The sequence below is a fragment of the Stenotrophomonas sp. Br8 genome, from assembly GCF_014763005.1.
GTDB lineage: Bacteria > Pseudomonadota > Gammaproteobacteria > Xanthomonadales > Xanthomonadaceae > Stenotrophomonas > Stenotrophomonas lactitubi.
The window spans coordinates 16,785-39,872 of the sequence record NZ_JACGTN010000013.1 but is presented as its reverse complement, the minus strand read 5'-3'; the positions used below and the strand labels follow the sequence as shown (position 1 = coordinate 39,872).

Here is a 23,088-nt window from a genome sequence, read left to right as displayed (position 1 = left end):
GTCAGATTTGCCGGGTGATGCGGTGCCGACCAAGGTCGGCACCCACCGGAATTGCGGATCAGCACCCGCCCCGGCATCGGCAGCGCCGGGCCATGCCCGGCGGCTGCATCAGGCGTAACGCGCTTTCAGCATCGCCCAGGCCGAACGCAGGGCGAGGGCTTCGCCACCGGCCGGGCGGCCCGGGCGCTCGCCATCGTTCCAGGCATACACGTCCAGATGTGCCCAGCGCTGGCCATCTTCCAGGAAGCGTTCCAGGTACAGCGCGGCGGTCACCGAGCCGGCCATGCGCGAACCGGCGTTGGCCAGGTCGGCGATGCCGCTGCTCAGGTAACGCAGGTAGGGGCGCCACAGCGGCATGCGCCAGACCGGGTCGCGGGTGGCGTCGCCAGCCTGCAGCCACTGCTGGGCAACCGTGTCATCGTTGCTGAACAGCGCCGGCAGATCCGGGCCCAGCGCGATGCGTGCGGCGCCGGTCAGGGTGGCGAAGTCCAGCACCAGGTCCGGCTTCTGCTCACCGGCGAAGGTCAGCGCGTCGCACAGGATCACCCGGCCTTCGGCGTCGGTGTTGTCGATTTCCACGCTCAGGCCCTTGCGGGTGGCGATCACTTCGCCCGGACGGAACGCATCCGGGCCGATCGCGTTTTCCACCGCCGGCACCAGCAGGGTCAGGCGCACCGGCAACTGCTGGGCCATCACCAGCCCGGCCAGTGCCAGCGCGTGGGCGGCGCCGCCCATGTCCTTCTTCATGTTGCGCATGCCATCGGCCGGCTTGATGTCCAGGCCGCCGGTATCGAAGCACACGCCCTTGCCGACCAGCGCCAGCGCCGGGTCCGTCTCCTTGCCCCAGCGCAGCACGATCAGCCGCGGTGCGCGGTGCGAGGCACGGCCCACCGCATGGATGGCCGGGAAGTTCTGCGCCAGCAGTTCGTCACCGGTGATCGCTTCAACCTGCGCACCATGCGCTTCAGCCAGGGCGCGCGCGGCGTCTTCCAGCTGCTGCGGGCCCATGTCCTCGGTCGGCGTGTTGACCCAATCACGCACGCGCAGGCTGGCGGCGATCAGGTCGGCCACCTCACCGGTCGGTGCGGCAACCAGCTGGGCCGGCGTACGGTTGCGCTTGCGGTAGCGGTCGAAGCGGTAGCTGCCCAGGCCCCAGCCCAGCTGCAGCAGCGCCTGTTCGGCAGCCGGCAGTTCGCTGGCCAACTGCCACACGCTGCCTTCCGGCAGGGCGTGCGGTGCGTGGGCGTAACTGTAGGCATCGGCACGATCGCCGATACCGATCACCGCGCCCGCCAGGCCATCGGCGCCGGGCAACAGGGCAACCGAATGCGCGCCGGCAGTGAACCCCTGCGACTTCAACCACGCCTGGGTTGCAGCGGACTGGCTGTTCTTCCACGCCTCGAACTGACTGCGGTCCAGCACGTGCAACGGCAGCGCGGCGGTGGTGTCGGCGGTGAAACCAGTGATCTCGCTCATGCGTCAGGTACTCCGGGATTCGTCAGCGTCGGCGGCGTCGAGGTTGGCATCGAGCCAATCGGCCAGGCCGGTGAGGGTGTCGAACTGCAGGTCAGGCTGCAGCTGCGGATGGTTCCAGGTGGCCGCTTCGCGGTTGATCCAGCAGCCGCGCAGGCCGGCAGCCATCGCGCCGGCCACGTCCATCTCGACGTGGTCGCCCACGTGCAGCACCTGCGCCGGGGCGACGCCCAGGCGGTCGCAGGCGGCGTGGAAAATGCTTGCTTCGGGCTTGGCAGCGCCATGCTCGCGCGCGCCCAGCTGGAAGCTGAAGTGATGGGCCAGGCCGATCCGTTCCAGGTCGGCGTTGCCGTTGCTCAACGCGGCCACCGGCACCCGCGCGGCGATCCGCGCCAGCGCACCGAGCGCGTCGGGGTAGCACTCCACCTGGTTGCGCGCCGCGTAGAACACTTCATACGCCGGTTCCAGAAGATCCAGGCTGGCGCCACTGTTTTCCAGCGCCTCCTGGATCGTCAGCCGGCGCAGCGCGCTCAGGTCGAAATGCAGGTGGGGGTTGTCGCGGAACGAGCGCTCGCGCAGTTCGCGCATGGCCGCCACCGGATACATCGCGGCGGTGGCGGGGCTGTGTTCACGCATCCAGTCGAACAGGACCTGGTCGATGCGGGCGCCGATCGGAGCGAACGGCCACAGCGTATCGTCGAGGTCGAGGGTGATGGCAAGGACAGGGAATTTCACCCCGCCATTCTACGCCTGCCCGCGCGCGCTTTCATGCGCGCGACGGGCAGGGGGCACTGCAGGGTGCGTCAGCGCAGGTCGTAGGAGCAGCTGATGGTGGTCTGGCCGTCGAACCGCCGCACATCCAGGTTGTGCCGGCCTACTTCCCGCGTGTAGCTGCCCGCCACCGGGTCGGACAGCTTCGCCAGTGCCGCGATCTGTTCGACGCTGGCGGTGCTGAAGTACGCGGTGAAACTGTCGACGCCATCCTCGCCGCTGTCGCCGTCGTACGCCTGCAGGCGGTTCACTGGCTGGCCCAGCACCATCAGCGGCGTGGTCAACAGGAACTCACCGCTGGACTCCCCGTTTTCCGCCCGCAGCGGCGGCGGTGCCAGCAACTGGGCGATCGTTTCAAACTGCCTGGGGGTGAGGTGGCGCTGGCAGGTGACCGCTTCGACCAGCTGGGCACGCGCCTGCTCGATTGCCGGCGGCGTCGCGGCGAAAGCAGGGGTGGCAAGGCAGGCAAGGGCGAGGCAGCGTGTGGCGAACGAGGTCATCCGAACGGATCCATCCGAAAAAAGGGGGACTATTCTGCCAGTTCTGCCCTGGTTTCCGGCCCTGCCATCGGCGCGATCACGGCCCTGGCCCGCTCACTCCAGCAAGCGCGCCCAGCCCTGCATGCCCTCCAGTCGTGCCAGCACCAGCTTGATGCAGACCAGCAGTGGCACCGCCAGCAGCAGGCCGATCATGCCCCAAGCCCAGCCGAACACCATCAGCGCCAGGATCAGCACCAGCGGTGACAGTTTCATCTGCCGGCCAAGCACGATCGGCGTCACCATCTGCCCTTCCAGGGTATGCAGGGTCAGGTAGGCGGCCGCAGGCAGCAGCGCCTGCAGCGGGTCGCGGAACTCGACGAAGCCCATCAGCAGCATCAATGCCACGCCGAGCAGCGGGCCGACATAGGGCGCGAAATTCAGCAGCGCCGCGACGGTGCCCCACAGCAGGGCCTCCTGCAGGCCGATGCCCAGCAGCATCAGCACGCCGGCCAACAGCAGGCCGACCACGGTGTTGATCACGCTGATGGTCAACACGTAGCGCGATACCTCATGCTCGATCGAGCGCAGGATATCGCTGGTAAATCGCTGCTGCTGCCGGTTCGGGAACAGGGCGATCGCCGCGCGCTGCAGGCTCTGGCCGTAGATCATGAAGAACAATGTCAGCAGCACCACGGCCAGCACCGAGGCGGCCAGCCGCGGCGCGCGCGTGAGCATGCGGTACGGATCGTCCAGCTGGGTGCGGATCACCTGCACCTTGCGGTTGCCGTCGCCGCCGGCCACGCGCGCGAAATTCTCTGCCGCCTGGTTGGCCTGCTGCACCGGCTTGGTCAGGTCCTGCACCTGGCGCGCGACCTTGCGCAGCTGCTGCGGTGCTTCCTGTGCCCAGTCCATCGCCGGGCCGATCAGCTGCACCGCCAAGGCGCCGGTCACGCCCAGTCCGGCGCCCAGCACCAGCAGGGCGCCAAGGGCGCGCGGAATCCACAGCTTCTGCAGCAGGCGCAGGATCGGGTTGCCGACCAGGGCGAAGAACATCGCCAGCAGCACCGGCAGGATGATGTCCTGCGCCGCCCACAGGGTGAACGCCACGGCCAGGGTCGCCAGTATCACCAGCGACATCGGGCCACGTGGGCGCGAGGCGGGAGGCAGCGGTGCGGGGGCGTCCGGCGCAGGCGACGACGGGGACAACAGGGACTCGCTCATCGACGTACCGACCGGGAAAAGAAGCCCATTATCGACCCGCCGCGATCAACGCGGCGGGTAAGGATCATCAACGTTCGGACATCTCGGTGGCCGCTTCGGCCGGACGCGGCCCACGCAGCTCGGTGTCCACCGTGGGCGCCGGCTGCGCTGCCGGCCGTGCAGCTGCGGGAGGCGGCTGCTCGGTGGCCTCATCCGCCTGGTCGGCGGCATCGTCTGCGGTTTCCGCCGCCTGCGCCGCCACCACGGTGGCAAACGCGGCCTGTGCGCTGGCGAACAGGCTGGACACCGAACCTACCATCTGCAGCCAACGCGCACCGTTGACCTTGCCTGGAACCTCCAGCTTGCCGGCGATGAAACCGCCGGCCAGGCCGACCAGCACGATGCGCAGTGGTGACCAGCCCTGTCGCCAGACCTGGCTGAGTACGCCCCAGTTGTCCTGGGTCTCGCCGATGCGTACGGCCATCACCTGTTCGCAGCGCTTCACCCGCCGCTGCAGTGCACCGAACTTCATGCCTTGCCCTCCGGAATCTGCACGCCGGCATCGGGATCATCATCGGTGGGCTCATCGAACAGGCCCAACCGGGATAACTGGCGCCGGGTGGCGTGCATGCCGGTGTGGTGGAAGAAGTACGAAACCCGCCAGATCGCATAGCCGGTGACGGCCAGGCTCAGCAACGAGGTGATCAGCAGCGCCTGCAGCCAGCTCAGGCCGAAGCTCTGCAGCAGGGCGATCAGGGTGGCGGCCATCAGCAGCCACGCCGAGGCGCCGAACACGATGGCGACGCCGGCCCAAGCCAACGCACGCCCGAACGCGCTGCGAGCAAGCGCGAAGTCCGCCGACGCCAACCGGCGCAGCGAACGCAGCGAGTGCTTGGCCGAATCGACGGTCGCCCGGCCGGCAGCGCCGACCTGGCGGATGCTCTCGTCCAACGGCGGCGTGGCCGCCGGATCGGGACGTTGCGTGGTGTCTTCGCTCACGCCGCAGCTTACTTGTCGCTGCCGCGGGCCAGCTTGGCGATGATCCAGCCGGTAGCGAAGGCCACGCCGAACGAGGCCAGCGGACGTTCGCGGATCAGTTCAGCGGCGCTGTCGATCAGGTCCTTGCCCTTGTCCATCAGTGCGTCGACCTGTTCCTTGGCGGCGGCACCACCGAACTCGGCAGCAGCCAGGCCCGACAGCGCGCTGTCGGACAGTTCAGCCTTGACGTTGGCCTTGCCGATGCGCAGTTCGTCGGTCGCGGCGCCGGTAGCGCCCTTGATCGCACCGCCGGCAGCGCTGGCGGCCTGCTTCAGGTGGGAACCGGCTTCACCCAGGTGGTCCTTCAGGTTCTCGGTATTGGTGGGGCTCATCGAATCACTCCTGTTGCGATGGGGGAACGGGCGATCGGCTCAGCCGACCTGGACATACAGAGATAACATCACGCGGGTATAGGGGGCGTTACGGCCAGGCGATCACCGCATCACCAACTGGCCCTGCTGCTGGCCATTGTTGCGCAGGACACGCAGCACCAGGGTCGGCGGGCGCTGCTGGAAATTGGCACGCCAGCTGGCCAGGTCGGCGAATTCGCCAACCGTGGCATCGGTGATGATGTCGCCCTGCTGCAGGCCATTGGTCGCCGCGCGGCTGCCGCGCTTGACCTCGCTGACCAGCACGCCGCCCACACCGGACTGACGCAGCGATTCAGGCAGGTCGACGAAGCTGGCACCGGTCAGGCGCGGGTCCAGGCTCTCACCGCTGACGACGCGCGCCTGTTCCTTCAGCGTTGCCTTGATCTGCAACGGCTTGCCTTCGCGGCGAACGTCCAGGGTCAGCACGCTGCCCACCGCCGCCAAGCCTTCCACGTTGTGCAGTGCTTCGGCACTGTCCACACGCTGGCCGTTGGCCGAGACCACCACGTCGCCCGGCTTCAGCCCTGCAGCGGCACCGGCCGAGCCTGCCAGCACGCGGGTCACCAGTGCGCCACGGGTTTCGCCCAGGCCCAGGCCCTGCGCGATCTGCGCGCTCAGGTTCTGGCTTTCGATGCCCAGCGTGCCGCGCACCACCACGCCATGCTTGACCAGCTGGTCGACCACGCTGCGGGCCAGGTTCGACGGAATCGCCAGGCCCAGGCCGATGTTGCCGGCCATGCTGCCCTGCGGGTTGAAGCTGGCGGTGTTGATGCCCACCAGCTGGCCCTGCAGGTTGACCAGCGCGCCACCGGAATTGCCCGGGTTGATCGACGCATCGGTCTGGATGAAGTTCTGGTAGCCCAGCCCGCGGATGCCACTGCGGCCTACCGCCGAGACGATGCCCGAGGTGACCGTCTGGCTGAAACCGAACGGATTGCCGATGGCGACCACGAAGTCGCCCACCCGCAGCTGGTCGCTGTTGCCCAGCTTGATGTCGGTCAGGTTCTGCGCCGGAATGCGGATCAGCGCGATGTCGGTGTCGCGGTCCGAGCCGAGGAATTCGGCCTTGACCGTGCGCCCATCGGCCAGTGTCACCTGCACGTCATCGGCGTTGTCGATGACGTGGTGGTTGGTCAGCACCAGGCCTTCGGTGGCATCGATGATGACACCCGAACCGAGCGATTCGTTGATCCGCTCCTGCGGAATGTCCGGGAACAGGCGGCGGAAGAACGGGTCGTTGAAGAACGGGTTGCGCACCCGTACCACCTGCTTGGTGTTGACGCTGACCACCGCCGGCATCGCCTTTTCCAGCATCGGTGCAAGCGATGGCACCGCCTGCCCGGCGACCGATGCCGGCAGCGCTGCGGTGGTGGGCAGTACCGCCGGCAGCGGAGCGGCATCGGCACGGTTGTCCAGGTGCGCGTTGAGGCCAGTGGCAACGAAGCCGCCGAAGGCAGCAGCGATTGCGAGCGTAAGCAGGGTGGGAAGCGGTCGCATGGGAGTCGGTTCGCAGGCTGGGATGGGGGCCGTTGACGCATACGGTAGAACAAGCTGAATGAGTGTGTCGCGATCTGGATAAATGCCCCATGAAAATCCGACCTCGCGCCGAGGGTGCCGGAGAGGTTCCGAACGCGTCATACCGCTGTTCGCGACAGCCGCGTGCGAGCGCCGCAAGGCAGGCCGACAGCGGCATGACACACCGCGACACTTGCGCAGTTCCGCGCATCCTGACCTTGCAATGACGCTCATTGCTGCGCGGACGTGTTGCGGCGGCCAGTGCCTGCATCGGCATGCCGGCAGCAGGCGGGCTGCGCAGCACACTGCTTAAAAAAAGGGATTTCCTGACTGCGGGGCGCGTCAGTCGCCGCCATCACTTACACCAGTTGCGTCGCACCGGATGCGATTGAGCGGCCGTGCCCGTTCCACGATAGCCATTGTCGGTATAGCATCGCCCCGTTTTGACAATCCAGGCCCCTAGGAGGGCAACATGAGCAACGGTAATGGTGTGTCGGTCGTGACCGACGCCGTCGAGAACGTGAAAGAAACCGCCACCAACGTCGGCGAGACCATCGCCCACGCCGCCGAAGACGCAGTGAAGTCGGTCAAGAAGACCGTCAAGCGCGCCCGCAAGGCTGCCACCACCCGCGTCGCCAAGGCCAAGAAGGTCGTGGCCAAGGTCGAGAAGACCGTTGCCAAGAAGGCCGAGAAGGCCGCCAAGTCGGTCGGCAAGACCGTTGCCAACGCCAAGAAGAAGCTGGAAGCGGCCAAGAAGAACGCCAAGGCCGAAGCGGCTGCCCTGAAGAAGGAAGTGGCCAAGAAGAAGGCGGCTGCCGGCAAGACCGTGACCAAGAAGGCTGCTGCTGCCAAGAAGACCACCAAGGCTGCCGGCAAGAAGGTCGCTACCGTGAAGAAGGCCGCCACCAAGAAGGTTGCGACCGCCAAGAAGGCTGTTGCCAAGAAGACCGCTGCTGCCAAGAAGGTTGTCGGCAAGAAGGTCGCTACCGCCAAGAAGGCTGTAGCCAAGAAGACCGTAGCCGCCAAGAAGGTTGTCGGCAAGAAGGTCGCTACCGCCAAGAAGGCTGTGGCCAAGAAGACTGTCGCTGCCAAGAAGGTCGCCGGCAAGAAGACCGTCGCCGCCAAGAAGGTTGTCGGCAAGAAGACCGTCGCTGCCAAGAAGGTCGTCGGCAAGAAGACCGCCGCTGCCAAGAAGGTCGTCGGCAAGAAGACCGCGGCTGCCAAGAAGGTCGTCGGCAAGAAGACCGCCGTCGCCAAGAAGGTTGTCGGCAAGAAGGTCGCCGCTACCCGCAAGACCGTGGCCAAGAAGGCTGCACCGCTGAAGAAGGCCGTGGCCAAGAAGGCTCCGGCCAAGAAGGCCGTGCGCAAGGCTGCCAAGCGCAAGTAATCGCGCGTGGTTCGAAGGCCCTTCCGCTCATCGGGCGGGAGGGCCTTCTGCGTTTTCGGGGGCGCTCATCCGCGCCTGACGTGGATCTGCGGCAGCAGGCTGGGGCAAGATGAAGGTCTTCCGCAGGAGTCCTGGCCATGCGCGGTATCGATTTCAGTTCCTGGCAGGGCGTGCTGTCCACCCTGGCCGGGTTGGTCCTGATCACCCTGCTCGGCGTGGGCATCCGCCTGCTGGTGATGCAGACCCTGCAGCAGCGCCGCGAACGCGAGAACCGCCAGATCAACGAGCGGCTGCGTACCTTGATGGCGGCCTACAAGACGCTGGGTGGTTCCTTCACCGGTGAGCTGGGGGTCGACCCGACCCATCTGCGCGACCTGCGCCAGCGCGCCCACGAAGAAGGCATCGCCGAGCCGGGCTCGGATCGGGCCAGGCGCATCCGCGATGCGGTCGAAGCGGCCCTGTCGGACATCCTGCTGCTGGGCACCGACGAGCAGGTACGACTGGCTGCGCGCGCTGCCAGTGAACTGGCGCAGGGGCGCCCGGTGCACACACACGAACTGGTGATCTCGCTGCGCGACTTCGTCCGCGAGGCGCTGGACCTCGCGCCGGTGCCGACCGACCTGGAGATCCCGCGCCAAGGGCCTACCCGCCCAGCAGGCAGCGGTGGCGGAAGTGGCAAGGGCCGCAACGAGGGCGAAGCCAAGGGCGGTCGTACCGGTGGTGGTGGCGGCGGCGGTGGCATGGGCGCCGGCATGGGCGGGCTGGGTGTTGGCGCGGGTGCTGCGCTGGGTGCCGGCCATGCGGCCGGCGAGGATGAAGCGGGCGCCCGCTGAGGACGCCCGCCGGGGTCAGCGCTTGAGTTCGAAGATCGGCTCGAATCCGCCGTAGATCATCCGCGCACCGTCGAACGGCATGGGATTCTTCGTCGGGTCCAACCGCGGGTCTTCCATCATTTTCTGCATGCCTGCATCGCGGGTGGCCTTGTCCGGCCACTCGATCCAGGAAAACACCACCGTTTCTTCCGTCGTGGCTTTCACCGCGCCGAAGAAGTCGGTGGTCTTGCCATGTGGCACGTCATCGCCCCAGCCTTCGACTACCCGCAGCGCTCCGTATTCCAGGAACACCACATCGGCGCTGCGGGCGTGGGCGAGGAATTTCTCCTTGTTGGCGGTCGGCACCGCCAGTACGAAACCATCGATGTAACTCATCGCTTGCCTCCGGAATGGACCATGCCAGGTGCACGGCCTTCATTGAGTCGACGCTTCAGGGCGCGGGAAATCGACATCGATTGCCGCACCGTTGAATCGAAGCGCGTGCGCGTACCGCGCGCGTATGCCTGAACCTTGCTGAATCAATGCAAAAAATTCAGCAATGCGAAGACCGCTGTTTTCAGGGAGCGTTGTGGCGAATAACGGAGAATTTACATTCCCGATGCGATGGCGCCCTGGCGCTGCTGCACACCATAAGAAAGTAAAGGTGTACCCCCATGAAGAATTCGCTGATTGCTCTGGCTCTGGCCGCTGCCCTGCCGTTCACCGCTTCGGCCGCCGAGAACCTGTCCTACAACTACGCCGAGGCTGATTACGCCAAGACCGACGTTGACGGCATCAAGGCTGATGGCTGGGGCGTGAAGGGTTCCTACGGCTTCCTGCCGAACTTCCACGCTTTCGGCGAATACAGCCGTCAGGAAGTCGACCACACCAACATCAAGGTTGACCAGTGGAAGGTCGGTGCCGGCTACAACGTCGAAATCGCTCCGTCGACCGACTTCGTTGCCCGCGTTGCCTACCAGAAGTTCGACCGCAAGCACGGCCTGGATTTCAACGGCTACAGCGCTGAAGCCGGTATCCGTACCGCGTTCGGTGCCCACGCTGAGGTCTACGGCCTGGTCGGTTACGAAGACTATTCGAAGAAGCACGGCGTCGACATCGACAGCCAGTGGTACGGCCGCCTGGGTGGTCAGGTCAAGCTGAACCAGAACTGGGGCCTGAACGGCGAGCTGAAGATGAACCGTCACGGCGACAAGGAATACACCGTCGGCCCGCGCTTCAGCTGGTAATTGCATCTACGGCGCGCCCGCGCGCTGTTCGTGCTGCAACAGGCCCGGCATTGCCGGGCCTGTTGCGTTGTGGGGAATCAAAACACAGCCTGACTGCGATACGCGGCGTTATGTTGCATTGCAATGAATTGGATTCCGCCACCGCCGGTGGCCGCCTACGGTGGATATCCCGTGCTGCCGGATACACCGCGATGCCGCCCGTACTCCCACCGCTGCTCCCCGATCGGCCGCGCCGTCTGGCACTGCTGGATCCGCATCCGGTGCTGCGGCTGGGGGTGGAAGTATTGCTGCGCCAGCAGAGCGGTGTGCACGTGCGGGGCAGCTACGCCAACGAACGTGACCTGCTGCAACTGCTGGAAAGCGAACCGGGTTGCGTTGACCTGCTGGTGATCGATGCACTGCCGCTGGGCGATCTTGGCGATGGCCTGCAGCTGCTGCGCGGGTTGTCCCGGCGCTGGCCCAGCGTGCCGATACTGGTCCTGTCCGCGCACTGCAATGCCAGCACCGTGGCCACGACGATGCAGGCCGGTGCACGCGGCTTCCTGTCCAAGGCGACTACGCCGGAAATGCTGCTGCGTGCGGTGGACGTGGTTGCCCGCGGTGGGCGTTTCGTGCCCCCGGATCTGCGCACGCAGCTGAATCGATCACGCTCGCGGCGCATGTCGGCGCCCACCCTGGCGCCCTTGAGCAGGCGTGAGCGCGAAGTGCTGCGGCTGCTGCTGCAGGGCTGCAGCACCGGCGAAGTGGCGCGGCGCTTCCAGCGCTCGGCCAGCACCATCAGCACACAGAAGAAAGCCGCCTACCAGAAGCTGGGCATCCGCAGCGATGTCGAACTGTTCCGCATCCGCCACCTGCTGGAGTGCGGCTGACGGGCGCGCTTACTCGCCCTGGTACTGCTTTTCCTCGACCAGCGCCGAACCGGCGACACGGTTGATCTCGTTCTTCACCTGCACGCGTTCGCCATTGGTGCCGTACACGCCGCGCGCCAGCTGGATGAACGCCGCGTCGAACACCTGCGCCGCTTCCTTGTCGCGCAGCTGGTCCTGGATCTCCCACATGCGCTCGTTGATGGCCTTCAGCTGCGTCTTCAGCGCGGCCAGTGCCGGCTGTGCGTCAAGCTGCTGCTGCAGCAGGGGCAGCAGGCCGTCAAGTTCGGTGCGCACGTTGGCCAGCTTGGTCGCATCGTCGATGCGCTCGGCCTTGATCTCGAGAATGGTGATCTTGTCGATCAGCTCGCCGATCGATACCGGGGTCAGGATGGCGTCCACGTGGTTGGTTCCTGGAAATAGGCCTGCATGATACCGCGCTCGTTGCGGCGCGGATTTACGCTGAATTTGCGCTGGCGCGGCGGCATCGCCATCGAACCGTTACGGCCATGCCGTCGACACTGCCGTCCCGGCGGACAGACCGCCTTCGACGAGGAAGTGAGTGCAGTGAAGAGCAAGGGGATGATCGTGGCCAGCGCGGCCGCACTGGCGGGGCTGCTGTGCGCCGGCAGCGTGCAGGCGCAGGTACAGGTGAGTGGCACGGCGGCATTGACCAGCGACTATGTGTGGCGCGGCAGCTCGCAGAGCGACGGCGATCCGGCCGCGCAGGTGGGGGCAAAGGTGACGGTGGGGTCGGGCTGGTATGCCAGCGCGTGGGGCTCGAATGTCTCGTTCACGCCGGACAACGGTGCACGCAGCGAGTTCGATCTGGTCGCCGGCTGGTCCGGTGCGCTGTCGCCGGACTGGAGCCTGGATGCGAACCTCACCCGGTATGTCTATCCGGGCACCGGCCGCGCACTGGACTGGACCGAACTCAATGTCACCACCACCTGGAAGCAACGCGCCTGGCTGCAGGTCGCGCACTCCAACGATGCGCTGGCCGGCGGCCGTCGCGGCACCTACGCGCAGCTGGGCGTGCGGGTGCCGTTGAACGAGCGCGTGCGCCTGGAAGCAGCGGTGGGGCAGTACTGGCTGGCCACCGCGCAGGGGCCGGACTACCTGCATGGCCAGCTCAGTGCCATCGCCACGTTGACGCCGGCCTGGGAACTGCGCGCCACCGTGCATGACACCGACAGCGCCGCCAAGCGGCTGTTCCCGGGCAATGCCGGTGGACGCTGGGAGCTGGCGCTGCAGGGCAGCTTCTAGTCGGCCGATACTGCCTGGCGGGGGCGCCAGGCAGTGGGCAGTCGCACCAGAAGGGCCAGTACCGCCACCGCGGTACCGGCCGCACGCGCCTTCGTCGATGCCGTGCTGCTCAGCCGCGCAGGCGCAGGCTCAGGCCCTTGAGGAAGTTGCGCAGCATCTGGTCCAGACAGCGCCGATAGTTCTTGTGGCCGGGCTGGCGGAACAGCGCGCCGAGTTCGGATTTGGAGACAGTGAAGCCGATGCTGGTGAAGATCTCCATCATGTCGACGTCGCGCAGCTGGAAGGCCACGCGCAGCTTCTTCAGCACCAGGTTGTTGTCGATGCGGGTTTCCACCGCGCGCGGCGCCTGGCCCTCATCCTGACCGCGCAGGTGCAGGATCAGGCCATCGAGGAAGTGCGCCAGCGCACTGTCGCTCATCGGCTGGAAACCCGGCTCGTCTTCACGCAGCAGCCAGGACTTGGCCTGCTCGACATCCACGTCGAACGCCGGATCGGCCATCTGGCACAGGGTCACCACGTGGTGGTCGCCGAGGTCCAGGGAATAGCGCACGCTGCGCAGTACATCATTATTGATCATGGCCCATTGTAGCGGCCCGGCGGCTGTAACCGGACTGTCACCGGATTGCAGCATCGTGATCGCTGTTTTGCAGGGATTCCCTTCGATGCGCCGGTACCTCCTCTCCCTTCTGCTGGTCGCCAGCAGCTTCGCTGCCACCGCCCAGGACCGCTACGTACCCGTGGAGCAGCGTCTCAGCGCGGCCCAGCTTGCCGAAGTCGGCCTGGACGCGACCCAGCTGCAGACCCTGAACCGCGTGCTGCGCGAGGCCGAAGCATCTGCGCCTGTCCCCACGCGCGCACCGGTTGCCGCCAGCACCGGCGCACCGTTGCCGGCCAACGTTCCCGCCCCGGCGGCGATGCACCTGGGCCTGGAAGAGGGCCCGGTCAGCGCCCGCGTGGTCGGCGACGTTGCGGGCTGGGAGCCGGGCACGGTGTTCACCCTCGACAACGGCCAGCAGTGGCAGGTGATGAAGGGCCAGATGAAGCTGCGCAAGACCCTGCAGGCACCGCAGATCGAGGTGATTCCGGGTATCGCCGGGCGCTGGTTCCTGCAGGTCGACGAAGATCTGCCGAAGGCTCGTGTGTTCCGCCTGCGCTGACCGCGCGCGACGCAGCAGGCCGATCAGGCAACGCAGCCGTGGACCGACGGTGCCAGAATGGCGGTCTGGTTTCCTACGGAGTTGTCTGATGACCCGAACCGTCCTGATTACCGGCGCCACTTCCGGCTTCGGCGCCGCTGCCGTACACCGCTTCGCCCAGGCGGGCTGGAAAGTGATCGCCACCGGCCGTCGCAGCGAACGCCTGCAGCCGCTGGTCGAGCGTTATGGCAAGGAGGTGGTGCACGCTGCCATGTTCGACGTGCGTGATCCGATCGCGATGGAAGCGGCGCTGCTGGCCCTGCCGCCGGCCTTCGGTGACATCGACCTGCTGGTCAACAATGCCGGTCTTGCCCAGGGCACCGCGCCGGCGCAGAGCGCCAGCCTGAAGGACTGGACGACGATGATCGACACCAACATCACCGCGCTGGTCACCCTGACCCATCGCCTGTTGCCGCAACTGGTGGAGCGTAAGGGCGCCATCATCAACATTTCGTCGGTGGCCGGTGTCTATCCGTATCCGGGCGGCAACGCCTATGGCGGCACCAAGGCCTTCGTCAGCCAGTTCTCGCTGGGCCTGCGTTCGGACCTGCACGGTACCGGCGTGCGGGTGACCACCATCGAGCCGGGCATGGCCGAAACCGAGTTCACCGTGGTCCGCACCCATGGCGACCAGGTCGCGTCGGACAAGCTGTACACCGGCGCCAATCCGATGACCGCCGAGGACATCGCCGAGCAGATCTTCTGGGTAGCGAGCCTGCCGCCGCACCTGAACATCAATCGCCTGGAGCTGATGCCGGTCAGCCAGTCGTTCGCCGGCTTCCAGGTTGCCCGCGAGGGCTGATCTGCGCCCTGGATGCGTTCTGTAGAGCCGAGCCGATGCTCGGCTTGATGGGCGATCAGCCGAGCGTGGGCTCGGCTCTACAGGCAAAAAAAAGCCGGGCAACGCCCGGCTTTTCATTCATGCCCGCAGACTTACTGCGCCTTGATCGCCATCGCCTGCAGGCCGGTGCCATCCAGCTTCTGCTTGGCTTCGGAAAGCTCACCGGCGCTGCCATAGGGCCCCATGCGTACGCGGTACACGGTCTTGCCGTTGATCTGCGCCGATTCCACGCGTGCAGCCAGGCCCATCATCGCCAGCTTGGCCTTGGTCGCTTCAGCATCACCGGAAGCGCCGAATGCACCTGCCTGCAGGATGTAGCGGGCATTGTCGGCCGGTGCCGGGGCTGCCGCAGCGCTGGCGGCGGCCGGCGCGGCTTCGCTGCGTGCCGCAGGAGCGGCGGCAACGGTGCTGGCCGGCGCGGTGGTGCCGGCTGCCGGCGTCGCTGCTGCCGGGCGTTCACTTACCGGGGTCGGCAGCGGACGGCTGGTGGCGGTCACCGGCGCGGTGCTGGCAACGCTCGCCGTCGCCGCAGGTGCGGCGGCCGCAACCGCCGGCACCGGCTTGCCTTCCAGTGCGGCCTGCGCGCGCTGCGCTTCGGCCTTGGCCCGGCGCTGGTCTTCGGCACGCGCGCTGGCGGCCAGTTCGGCGTCGGACATTTCAACTTCCTTGCCCGGCAGCAGGGTGTAGAAGTCGTACTGGGTGGCCGCCGGCTTTTCCGGTTCAGCCGGCTTCGGCGTGGCCGGTTGTGCGGCCGGCTGGGTGCCGACATCGCTTTCGCCATCGGCCACCGGCGCCGGCTGCGCGTTCGGGTTCGGCTGCGGACCGGCGCGCAGGAAGCCATCGCCCTCGCCCTTGAACAGGTTCGGCGCCGCCAGGAACACCACGGCGGCGATCGCCACGCCGGCAACCAGCCACACCCATCCGGGCGTGCCTTGGCTGCTGTTGCGCCGAGCCTGTGTCTTGCCGCGTCGTGCTGCCATGTCTACTGCGTCTCCTGAGACTTACATTTTTTCCGGGGCGGAAACGCCCAGGAGGTCGAGGCCGTTGGCCAGTACCTGGCGCGCTGCGCAGGCCAGGGTCAACTTGGCATTGCGATCGGTCGCGTCGTCCACCAGCACCGGCGTCCCGTGATACCACGTGTGGAAGGCGTGTGCCAATTCGCGCAGGTACTGCGCGACCAGGTGCGGCTCCAGCGCCACGCCGGCCGCTTCCACCACTTCCGGATAACGCGAGATCTCGTTCATCAGGGCCAGCGATGCGTCATCGTCCAGACGGCCCAGGTTGGACAGGCCAGTACCCTGTTCGTAGACCAGACCCTTCTCCTGCGCCTGGCGCAGCAGGCTGCACACGCGGGCATGGGCGTACTGCACGTAGAACACCGGGTTGTCGTTGCTCTGCTGGCGGGCCAGGTCGATGTCGAAGGTCAGCTGCGAATCGGGCTTGCGCGCGATCAGGAACCAGCGGGTCGCGTCGCGGCCGGCTTCTTCGATCAGGTCGCGCAGGGTGAAGTAGCTGCCGGCACGCTTGGACAGCTTCACTTCCTCGCCGCCGCGCATGACGGTCACCATCTGGTGCAGCACGTATTCCGGCCAGCCCTGCGGGATGCCCACTTCCATGGCCTGCAGGCCGGCACGCACGCGCGCCAGCGAACCGTGGTGGTCAGCGCCCAGCTCGGTGATCGCGCGCTCGTAGCCGCGCTGCCACTTCGACAGGTGGTAGGCCACGTCCGGCACGAAGTAGGTGAAGGTGCCGTCGGACTTGCGCATCACGCGGTCCTTGTCGTCACCGAAGTCGGTGCTGCGCAGCCACAGCGCACCGCCTTCTTCATAGGTATGGCCCGACGCCTGCAGCTTGGCTACCGCCTCGGCAACCTTGCCGTCGGCGTACAGCGAGCTTTCCAGGAAGTAGATGTCGAAATCCACGCCGAACGCGGCCAGGTCCAGGTTCTGCTCGTTGCGCAGGTAGGCCACGGCGAAGCGACGGATCGCCTGCATGTCGTCCGGGTCCTTGGCACCGACCACGAGGGTGCCTTCCAGGTCGACGCTGGCGCCGGACATGTAGGCGCGCGCCACGTCGGCGATGTAGTCGCCGCGATAGCCGCCTTCCGGCCAGCCTTCCTGGTCCGGAACGATGCCCTTCACCCGGGCCTGGGTCGACAGCGCCAGGTTCTCGATCTGCACGCCGGCATCGTTGTAGTAGAACTCGCGCTTGGCGTTCCAGCCGTTGGCATCGAGCACGCGTGCCACGCAGTCGCCGATGGCCGCAGCGCGGCCGTGGCCGACATGCAGGGGACCGGTCGGGTTGGCCGACACATACTCCACGCCCACCGTGCGGCCATTGCCGGACAGGTTGCGGCCGTAATCGGCGCCTTCCTTGATCACGGTGACGGCTTCACGCTGGTACGCGGCCGGTGCCAGGTGGAAATTGATGAAACCGGGGCCGGCGATCTCGACCTTGCTGACGTCTTCGCTGCGCGGCAGCGCCTCGACCAGCGCCTGCGCCACTGCGCGCGGATTGCTGCGCGCGGCTTTGGCCAGCAGCATCGCGGCGTTGGTGGCGAAGTCGCCATGGTCGCGGGTCTTCGGGCGCTCGACCACGAAGTCCGGCGGCAGGGAGTCGACGGGCAGGGTGCCATTGGCGCGCAAGGCTTCGATGCCTTGGCTGATCAGGGCGCGGAGGAGATTTTTCACGAGGCCTGCTGTGAGAATGAGCGGCGGAATCGCCCATTTTAGCGCAGATGCCGGCCCCAACGCTGACCGGGGCCTGCCTGCCAGGGCAGGTCTGGCCACCGGCTGCTGCCGGGGGCTCATCCGACCAGGCGGGCCTGCAGTGGTGGTAGAAGGCCTCGTTCAGCAAACGAAACGGGACGCCCCTCGCCCACCACGAAGTGGTCCAGCAGGCGGATGTCGACCAGGGCGAGGGCCCGATGCAGCTCTTCGGTGATCTGTGTGTCGGCGGCCGAGGGTTCCGGGTCGCCGGAGGGGTGGTTATGGCTGAGGATGACCGCGGCGGCGTTGTGCAGCAGGGCTCTGCGGACCACTTCGCGGGGGTAGACCGGGGCTGCGTTGATGGTGCCGGCGAACAGTTCCTCGCAGGCGATCAGGCGGTGGCGGTTGTCCAGGAACAGGACCACGAACAGCTCCCGGGCCTGCCCGCGCAGACGGTGCTGCAGGTAGCGGCCGACGGTCACGGGATTGTTGCCGACCGCTTCGCCCTGCTGCAGTTCAGCGGCCAGGTAGCGGTGGGCCAGTTCCAGCCCTGCGGCCAGCGTGCAGCTGCGCGCCGGCCCCAACCCAGGCAGTTTCGACAGTTCGCGGGCGGGGCGGTCCAGCAGCACCCGCAATGGACCGTGGGCGAGCAACAGGTCGCGCGCGGTCTGCACCGCGTCCCGGCCGCCAAAGCCGGAACCCAGGAACAGGGCCAGCAGTTCGGCGTCGGACAGTGACGTGGGCCCCCGGGCCAGCAGCTTCTCGCGGGGGCGCTCTTCTTCGGGCCATTCATGGATGGGCATGGTGCCCATCATGGCGATCATCGCCGACCGCTCCCATAAGCGCTTGCCGTACCCGTGGGTCGGCCAAGTCCTCAATCGCGCCGGGTCTGCAGGTAGTCGTACAGCTCCTGGTTGTTCTGCAGGCCCAGCTTGCGCATGGCTTCGGCCTTCTGCCGGCTGATCGTCTTCGGGCTGCGCCCGCTGCGGTCGGCGATGGCATTGATGTTCAGGCCGTCGGTCAGCAGTTGCAGCACTTCCAGTTCGCGTGTCGACAACGCGGCCGGTGGATGCGGGAACAGCAGATCGCGGGCCTGCAGGTGGCGCCGCAGCTGATCGGAAACGAATATCTGCCCTGCCATGGCGGCATGCAGGGCCTGCGGCAACTCGGCGAAGTCGGCGCTCTTGTCGACCAGGCCGTGTACGCCATCGCGTAGCAGGCCATCGAGCAACCCCGGGTGCCTGGCCCCGGTCAGCACCACCACGGGAAGGTCGGGATGGCGTTGGCGCAGCACGGCCAGCAGTGCGGGACCGTCCGGGCCCGGGCCGGGCATGGACAGGTCGGTGAGTACGGCATGGCAGGGCTGCTGCACCAGCAGCTGCAGCAGTCCAGCACCGTCGGCAGCGGCACCGGCCACGTCCATCTGGTGACGCTCGAGCACGATTCGGATGCCGTGCAGGACGACCGGATGGTCGTCGGCAATGATGATGCGCGGTTGCACGGGGAACTCCTGGGAAATCGAACGGCGCACCAAGGTGGCCTGCGACGATTCTGCAAAGAGGGGACGCGAAGAGGTATAGGAAAGTTCCGAAACGGAGCGCCGCAAACCCGGAAAGCTCCGTGGGGGCTGTCCATGTGCTGATAGCCGCCCGCTATGTGCTGCGTGCACCGGGACGTTGCTGGCCTTCGGGTAAGCTAACGCCCTCGTTTGCACAGGAATTCCAGGTGGCTGATTCTCCCAACGCTTCCCCGACGCGGATCCGCGCGCTGGAAGGCCAGAAACTGCTCTTGTGTGTCGGCGGCGGGATCGCGGCCTACAAGGCCCTGGAACTGGTTCGACGCCTGCGTGATGCCGGTGCGCTGGTGCAGGTGGCGATGACGGCCGGCGCCCAGCAGTTCGTTACACCACTCAGCTTCCAGGCCCTTTCCGGCCAGCCGACCCGCACCACGTTGTGGGACAGCGCGGCCGAACAGGCCATGGGCCACATTGAACTGGCACGCTGGGCCGATCGCATCGTGATTGCGCCGGGCACCGCCGACCTGCTGGCACGCCTTGCCCAGGGCCACGCCGACGACCTGGTCAGCACCCTGTGCCTGGCCAGCACCGCGCCGCTGACCGTGTGCCCGGCGATGAACCATCGGATGTGGCTGCATCCGGCCACCCAGGCCAATATCGCCCTGCTGCGCCAGCGTGGCGCGCAGGTGATCGGTCCGGTCGATGGGCCGCTGGCCGAAGGCGAGTCCGGCCCTGGCCGTCTGGCCGAGCCGGGCGACATCGTCGCCGCCCTGGCCGCCAACGGCACTGCTGCCGCCCTCGCTGCAGCGCCGGAGACGCATGCGCTGCAGGGTCTGCGCCTGCTGATCAGCGCCGGCCCGACCTATGAAGACATCGATCCGGTGCGTTACGTGGGCAACCGCAGCAGCGGCAAGATGGGGTACGCGCTGGCCGCTGCTGCCGCCGGGCTCGGTGCCCAGGTGGTGCTGGTCAGCGGGCCGGTGCAGCTGCCGACGCCGCCCGGCGTGCAGCGCATCGATGTGCGCTCTGCCGCGCAGATGCGCGAGGCGGTACTGAATGCGCTGCCGGCCGACATCTACATCGGTGCTGCCGCCGTTTCCGATTACACCCCGCGCCAGGTGGCCGCGCAGAAGCTGAAGAAGACTGCCGACAGCCAGTCGCTGGTGATCGAGCTGGTGCGCACCCCGGACATCCTCGCCGAGGTTGCCGCGCAGACGCAGTCGTTGAAGCTGGTGGTCGGCTTTGCCGCCGAGACCCACGACGTGGAGAAATATGCGCGCGGCAAGCTGGTCGACAAGCGCCTGGACCTGGTGATCGCCAACCAGGTGGGCATCAGCGGCGGCGGTTTCGAAAGCGACAACAATGCCGCCACGGCCTTCTGGCAGGATGGCGAACAGGTATTCCCGGCTACTTCCAAGCGCGAGCTGGCCGAACAACTGCTGGCGCTGATCGCGCGGAGGCTTCAGGCATGACCCAGGCAAGCAACACCCCCGGATTCTCCCCGCAACCGTTGCAGGTCAAGCTGCTCGACCCGCGCTTCGGCGACGGCTGGCCGTTGCCGGCCTATGCCACCGAAGCCAGCGCCGGCATGGATCTGCGCGCGGCGCTGGAAACCGCACTGACCCTGCAGCCGGGCGATACCGCACTGGTCCCCAGCGGGCTGGCCATCCATATCGCCGACCCGCATCTGTGTGCGGTGATCCTGCCGCGTTCGGGCCTGGGCCACCGCCATGGCATCGTGCTCGGCAACGGCACCGGCCTGATCGACGCCGACTACCAGGGGCCGCTGCTGATCAGTGTCTGGAACCGTGGCCGCGAGGCCTTCACCATCGAGCCGGGCGATCGCATCGCGCAGCTGGTGGTCGTGCCGATTGCCCGCGTCAGCCTGCAGGTGGTGGATACTTTCACCGACAGCGTGCGGGGAACGGGTGGATTCGGCCATACCGGGGTGCGTTGACAGGGGACATCGATGAGCGGCATCGGGGAAGCACAGCGGGGAAAGTCGTTGGGACGGAGCGCGCCATTGCTGGGTGTGCTGCTGGTACTGCTGGCCGCGTGGTTCGGCTGGAGCGCGGTACAGCAGTGGCGGCAGGCAGCCAGCGGGGACGCGCTGGAACAGGCGCGCGACCAGGCCGTGCAAGGGCTGCAGCAGGCCGCCTCCGGCCAGTTGCAGCAGCTGCAGCAGCAGTTGAAGGGCGACCGCGTCCAGCAGGCCCTGCAGGCGGGTGATGCCGCCGGCGCCGCGCTGGCGCTGCGGGAAAGCTGGACCGGCGTCGAGCAGGTGGAGGTGCTGGGCGCTGACCTGGCCGCGGGCTACGCAGATGCGGCCACCTTTGGATATGCACGCCTGGCCCTGCTGGAATCGGCGCTGGCCGATGGCAAGGCAACCCTGCGCGTGGTCCGCGATGGCGGCGGCAACCGCCTGGGTCTGGCCGCGCCGGTACAGCTGGCCGGTGTCGGACCGGCGGTGGTGTATGTGCGCCAGCCGCTGCTGCGGTTGACCGCGCCGCTGGACCAGGTGCGCGCCCCCGGCAACGGCTTCCTGGCGCTGCGCCAGGGAACGCACAACATCGTGGTGCAGGGCGATACCGGCCTGTCCGAGAGCGCCGAGGCAATGGCGCGCCCGGTGGCCGGAACCACGCTGCGACTGGCCGCCGGGGTACCCAATGTGGAACCCGGTCCACTGGGACTGGGAGCCCTGGCCAGCGCGATTGTCGCCCTGCTGCTGGCCTTCATCGCGGTACTGCTGGTGGTAGGCCGTGGCCGACTGCCGAAGTCACTGCCGCTGCCCAGCCGGCGCAGCGCGGTGGCCGACGCCGATCACGGGCCGACCCTGCGTGAAAGCCTGCAGATGGTCCCGCCGACCGTACCCGGCGAGGCAGTGGCCGAGGCTGCGCCGCCTCCGCCGCCACCGGTTCCCGCCGAGGAACTGGCTGCGGGCATCTTCCGCGCCTACGACATCCGCGGCGTGGTCGGCAGCGAACTGACGGCGCGCACCGCCGCGCTGATCGGCCAGGCCATCGGCACCGTCGCCCTCGAGCAGGGACTGCGCGAGGTGGTGATCGGCCGCGATGGCCGCCTGTCCGGTCCGGAACTGTCGGCGGGGCTGGCCGAAGGCCTGCGGCGTGCCGGCTGTGCGGTGATCGATATCGGCCTGGCGCCGACCCCGGTCGTGTATTTCGCCGCCTTCCATCTGCGCACCGGTACCTGCGTAGCGGTCACCGGCAGCCACAACCCGCCGGACTACAACGGTTTCAAGATCGTCATCGGTGGTGAAACCCTGTCCGGCGATGCGATCACCGACCTTTACCAGCGCATTGTCGAAGGCCGTCTGGTGCAGGCGGCGGAGCCGGGTGACTACCAGCAGCGCGAGGTCGCCGCCGATTACATCCAGCGTATTGCCGATGACGTGCAGCTGGACCGCCCGCTGAAGGTGGTCGCCGACGCGGGCAACGGCGTGGCCGGTGCCTTCGCGCCGCAGCTGCTGGAAGCGATCGGCGCCGAAGTCATTCCGTTGTACTGCGATGTCGACGGCACCTTCCCCAACCACCACCCCGATCCCAGCGAACCGGCCAACCTGGAAGACCTGGTGCAGACGGTCAAGCGCTTCGGCGCCGACCTCGGCGTGGCGTTCGATGGTGATGGCGATCGCCTTGGCGTGGTCACCGCTGAAGGCAAGATCATCTACGCCGACCGTCTGCTGATGCTGTTCGCCGCCGACGTGCTGATGCGCAATCCGGGCGCGATGGTGATCTACGACGTGAAGTGCACCGGCAAGTTGTCCGATCACGTGCTGCGCAATGGTGGCAGCCCGTTGATGTGGAAGACCGGGCACTCGCTGATGAAGGCGAAGATGCGCGAGACCGACGCCGAACTGGCGGGCGAGATGAGCGGCCACTTCTTCTTCAAGGAGCGCTGGTTCGGCTTCGACGATGGCCTGTACGCCGCTGCACGCCTGCTGGAGATCCTGGCCCAGCGCGAAGAAACGCCGGACGAAGTGCTGGCCGAACTGCCGGAAATGGTGGCGACGCCGGAGCTGAAGGTGCCAGTGGCCGAGGGAACCCCGCATGCGTTGGTGGCGATGCTGGTGGCTGCTGCGCAGTCGCCGGACAACCCGTATGTCGGCGGTCGCCTGTCGACCATCGACGGCCTGCGGGTGGACTTCGCCGACGGCTGGGGCCTGGTTCGCGCGTCCAACACCACGCCGGTGCTGGTGCTGCGCTTCGAAGGCAACGACGAAGCGGCACTGGAGCGCATCCAGGCATTGTTCCGCAGCCAGCTGCAGCCGGTGCTGGGCGACACCCCGTTGGGCTTCTGAGCAGGGGCCGGGCTGCGCCCGGCACCCGCCGAATCCAAGGCAACAGCCGGAGCAACAGCGTGCATTTCGTGGGATGGCGGGGTG

The 23,088-nt window shown here is 67.3% G+C and carries 25 protein-coding genes; 10 read left to right on the top strand and 15 right to left on the bottom strand.

Features of this window, described 5'->3' with window-relative positions; translation table 11 throughout:
- Positions 1–108 precede the first annotated feature (108 nt).
- The 8 genes from H3005_RS12035 to H3005_RS12000 form a co-directional block, all read right to left on the bottom strand.
- The gene (locus tag H3005_RS12035; protein ID WP_191078275.1) at positions 109–1,476 is read right to left on the bottom strand and encodes a M17 family metallopeptidase; all 1,368 of its coding nucleotides are present in this window, start codon (positions 1,474–1,476) and stop codon (positions 109–111) included.
- Positions 1,477–1,479: 3 nt separating this feature from the next.
- Positions 1,480–2,208, bottom strand: coding sequence for an HAD-IA family hydrolase (locus H3005_RS12030; RefSeq protein WP_191078274.1), 729 nt, complete (start codon positions 2,206–2,208; stop codon positions 1,480–1,482).
- A gap of 68 nt (positions 2,209–2,276) precedes the next feature.
- A complete protein-coding gene (locus tag H3005_RS12025) occupies positions 2,277–2,744 on the bottom strand; it encodes a hypothetical protein (protein ID WP_191078273.1) in 468 nt (155 codons plus the stop codon).
- A 93-nt stretch (positions 2,745–2,837) separates the two neighbouring features.
- A complete protein-coding gene (locus H3005_RS12020; RefSeq protein WP_191078272.1) occupies positions 2,838–3,944 on the bottom strand; it encodes an AI-2E family transporter in 1,107 nt (368 codons plus the stop codon).
- Between the two features lie 67 nt (positions 3,945–4,011).
- The gene (locus H3005_RS12015; RefSeq protein ID WP_191078271.1) at positions 4,012–4,455 is read right to left on the bottom strand and encodes a protein sip-5; all 444 of its coding nucleotides are present in this window, start codon (positions 4,453–4,455) and stop codon (positions 4,012–4,014) included.
- A complete protein-coding gene (locus H3005_RS12010; RefSeq protein ID WP_191078270.1) occupies positions 4,452–4,922 on the bottom strand; it encodes a phage holin family protein in 471 nt (156 codons plus the stop codon). The genes H3005_RS12015 and H3005_RS12010 overlap by 4 nt, the downstream gene beginning before the upstream one ends.
- 8 nt (positions 4,923–4,930) lie before the next feature.
- Positions 4,931–5,293 (bottom strand): hypothetical protein, encoded by a 363-nt coding sequence (locus H3005_RS12005; RefSeq protein WP_025878359.1) that lies wholly within the window; start codon positions 5,291–5,293, stop codon positions 4,931–4,933.
- 102 nt (positions 5,294–5,395) lie between these two features.
- Positions 5,396–6,829 carry a Do family serine endopeptidase gene (locus H3005_RS12000; RefSeq protein ID WP_099819644.1) on the bottom strand — a complete coding sequence of 478 codons (1,434 nt, stop codon included), beginning with the start codon at positions 6,827–6,829 and terminating at the stop codon, positions 5,396–5,398.
- Positions 6,830–7,319: 490 nt separating this feature from the next.
- On the opposite strand from H3005_RS12000, the gene H3005_RS11995 reads away from it, so the two are divergent.
- Together H3005_RS11995 and H3005_RS11990 are read left to right on the top strand one after the other, a co-directional pair.
- Positions 7,320–8,234, top strand: coding sequence for a histone (locus H3005_RS11995; protein WP_191078269.1), 915 nt, complete (start codon positions 7,320–7,322; stop codon positions 8,232–8,234).
- 137 nt (positions 8,235–8,371) lie between these two features.
- Positions 8,372–9,067 carry a hypothetical protein gene (locus H3005_RS11990; RefSeq protein WP_191078268.1) on the top strand — a complete coding sequence of 232 codons (696 nt, stop codon included), beginning with the start codon at positions 8,372–8,374 and terminating at the stop codon, positions 9,065–9,067.
- A 15-nt stretch (positions 9,068–9,082) separates the two neighbouring features.
- Here the strand turns inward: H3005_RS11990 and H3005_RS11985 are convergent, their stop codons facing one another.
- Positions 9,083–9,442 (bottom strand): DUF1428 domain-containing protein, encoded by a 360-nt coding sequence (locus tag H3005_RS11985; RefSeq protein WP_089241371.1) that lies wholly within the window; start codon positions 9,440–9,442, stop codon positions 9,083–9,085.
- Positions 9,443–9,720: 278 nt separating this feature from the next.
- On the opposite strand from H3005_RS11985, the gene H3005_RS11980 reads away from it, so the two are divergent.
- Both H3005_RS11980 and H3005_RS11975 read left to right on the top strand, forming a co-directional pair.
- Positions 9,721–10,293 carry an Ax21 family protein gene (locus H3005_RS11980; RefSeq protein ID WP_089241369.1) on the top strand — a complete coding sequence of 191 codons (573 nt, stop codon included), beginning with the start codon at positions 9,721–9,723 and terminating at the stop codon, positions 10,291–10,293.
- Positions 10,294–10,484: 191 nt separating this feature from the next.
- Complete coding sequence (locus H3005_RS11975) at positions 10,485–11,162, top strand: response regulator transcription factor (protein ID WP_100554487.1); 678 nt, start codon at positions 10,485–10,487, stop codon at positions 11,160–11,162.
- Positions 11,163–11,171: 9 nt separating this feature from the next.
- Here H3005_RS11975 and H3005_RS11970 read toward each other — a convergent pair whose 3' ends face one another.
- Positions 11,172–11,561: a DUF6165 family protein gene (locus tag H3005_RS11970; RefSeq protein WP_089241365.1), complete on the bottom strand. Its 390-nt coding sequence runs from the start codon at positions 11,559–11,561 to the stop codon at positions 11,172–11,174.
- Positions 11,562–11,726: 165 nt separating this feature from the next.
- Between H3005_RS11970 and H3005_RS11965 the strand changes: the two genes are divergently transcribed.
- A complete protein-coding gene (locus H3005_RS11965; protein ID WP_100461937.1) occupies positions 11,727–12,425 on the top strand; it encodes a TorF family putative porin in 699 nt (232 codons plus the stop codon).
- A gap of 109 nt (positions 12,426–12,534) precedes the next feature.
- Here H3005_RS11965 and H3005_RS11960 read toward each other — a convergent pair whose 3' ends face one another.
- Positions 12,535–13,002 (bottom strand): DUF1456 family protein, encoded by a 468-nt coding sequence (locus H3005_RS11960; protein WP_191078266.1) that lies wholly within the window; start codon positions 13,000–13,002, stop codon positions 12,535–12,537.
- 85 nt (positions 13,003–13,087) lie between these two features.
- On the opposite strand from H3005_RS11960, the gene H3005_RS11955 reads away from it, so the two are divergent.
- On the top strand, positions 13,088–13,582 hold the full coding sequence (locus H3005_RS11955; RefSeq protein ID WP_191078265.1) for a hypothetical protein: 495 nt from the start codon (positions 13,088–13,090) through the stop codon (positions 13,580–13,582).
- An 88-nt stretch (positions 13,583–13,670) separates the two neighbouring features.
- Positions 13,671–14,423: an SDR family NAD(P)-dependent oxidoreductase gene (locus H3005_RS11950; RefSeq protein WP_191078264.1), complete on the top strand. Its 753-nt coding sequence runs from the start codon at positions 13,671–13,673 to the stop codon at positions 14,421–14,423.
- A gap of 131 nt (positions 14,424–14,554) precedes the next feature.
- Here H3005_RS11950 and H3005_RS11945 read toward each other — a convergent pair whose 3' ends face one another.
- From H3005_RS11945 to H3005_RS11930, 4 genes are all read right to left on the bottom strand, one after another.
- A complete protein-coding gene (locus H3005_RS11945; RefSeq protein WP_191078263.1) occupies positions 14,555–15,442 on the bottom strand; it encodes an SPOR domain-containing protein in 888 nt (295 codons plus the stop codon).
- Positions 15,443–15,463: 21 nt separating this feature from the next.
- Positions 15,464–17,152, bottom strand: coding sequence for an arginine--tRNA ligase (gene argS / locus H3005_RS11940; protein ID WP_100554494.1), 1,689 nt, complete (start codon positions 17,150–17,152; stop codon positions 15,464–15,466).
- A 116-nt stretch (positions 17,153–17,268) separates the two neighbouring features.
- Positions 17,269–17,973 carry a DNA repair protein RadC gene (gene radC / locus H3005_RS11935; protein ID WP_191078262.1) on the bottom strand — a complete coding sequence of 235 codons (705 nt, stop codon included), beginning with the start codon at positions 17,971–17,973 and terminating at the stop codon, positions 17,269–17,271.
- Between the two features lie 71 nt (positions 17,974–18,044).
- Entirely contained in the window at positions 18,045–18,671 is a 627-nt protein-coding gene (locus H3005_RS11930) for a response regulator transcription factor (protein ID WP_191078261.1), read from the bottom strand.
- A gap of 224 nt (positions 18,672–18,895) precedes the next feature.
- On the opposite strand from H3005_RS11930, the gene coaBC reads away from it, so the two are divergent.
- From coaBC to H3005_RS11915, 3 genes are read left to right on the top strand one after another with little or no spacing between them, the layout of a single operon-like run.
- Positions 18,896–20,158 carry a bifunctional phosphopantothenoylcysteine decarboxylase/phosphopantothenate--cysteine ligase CoaBC gene (coaBC, locus tag H3005_RS11925; RefSeq protein ID WP_191078260.1) on the top strand — a complete coding sequence of 421 codons (1,263 nt, stop codon included), beginning with the start codon at positions 18,896–18,898 and terminating at the stop codon, positions 20,156–20,158.
- On the top strand, positions 20,155–20,643 hold the full coding sequence (gene dut / locus H3005_RS11920; RefSeq protein WP_191078259.1) for a dUTP diphosphatase: 489 nt from the start codon (positions 20,155–20,157) through the stop codon (positions 20,641–20,643). The genes coaBC and dut overlap by 4 nt, the downstream gene beginning before the upstream one ends.
- 12 nt (positions 20,644–20,655) lie before the next feature.
- Positions 20,656–23,004, top strand: coding sequence for a phosphomannomutase/phosphoglucomutase (locus H3005_RS11915; protein ID WP_191078258.1), 2,349 nt, complete (start codon positions 20,656–20,658; stop codon positions 23,002–23,004).
- The last annotated feature ends 84 nt before the right edge of the window (positions 23,005–23,088 follow it).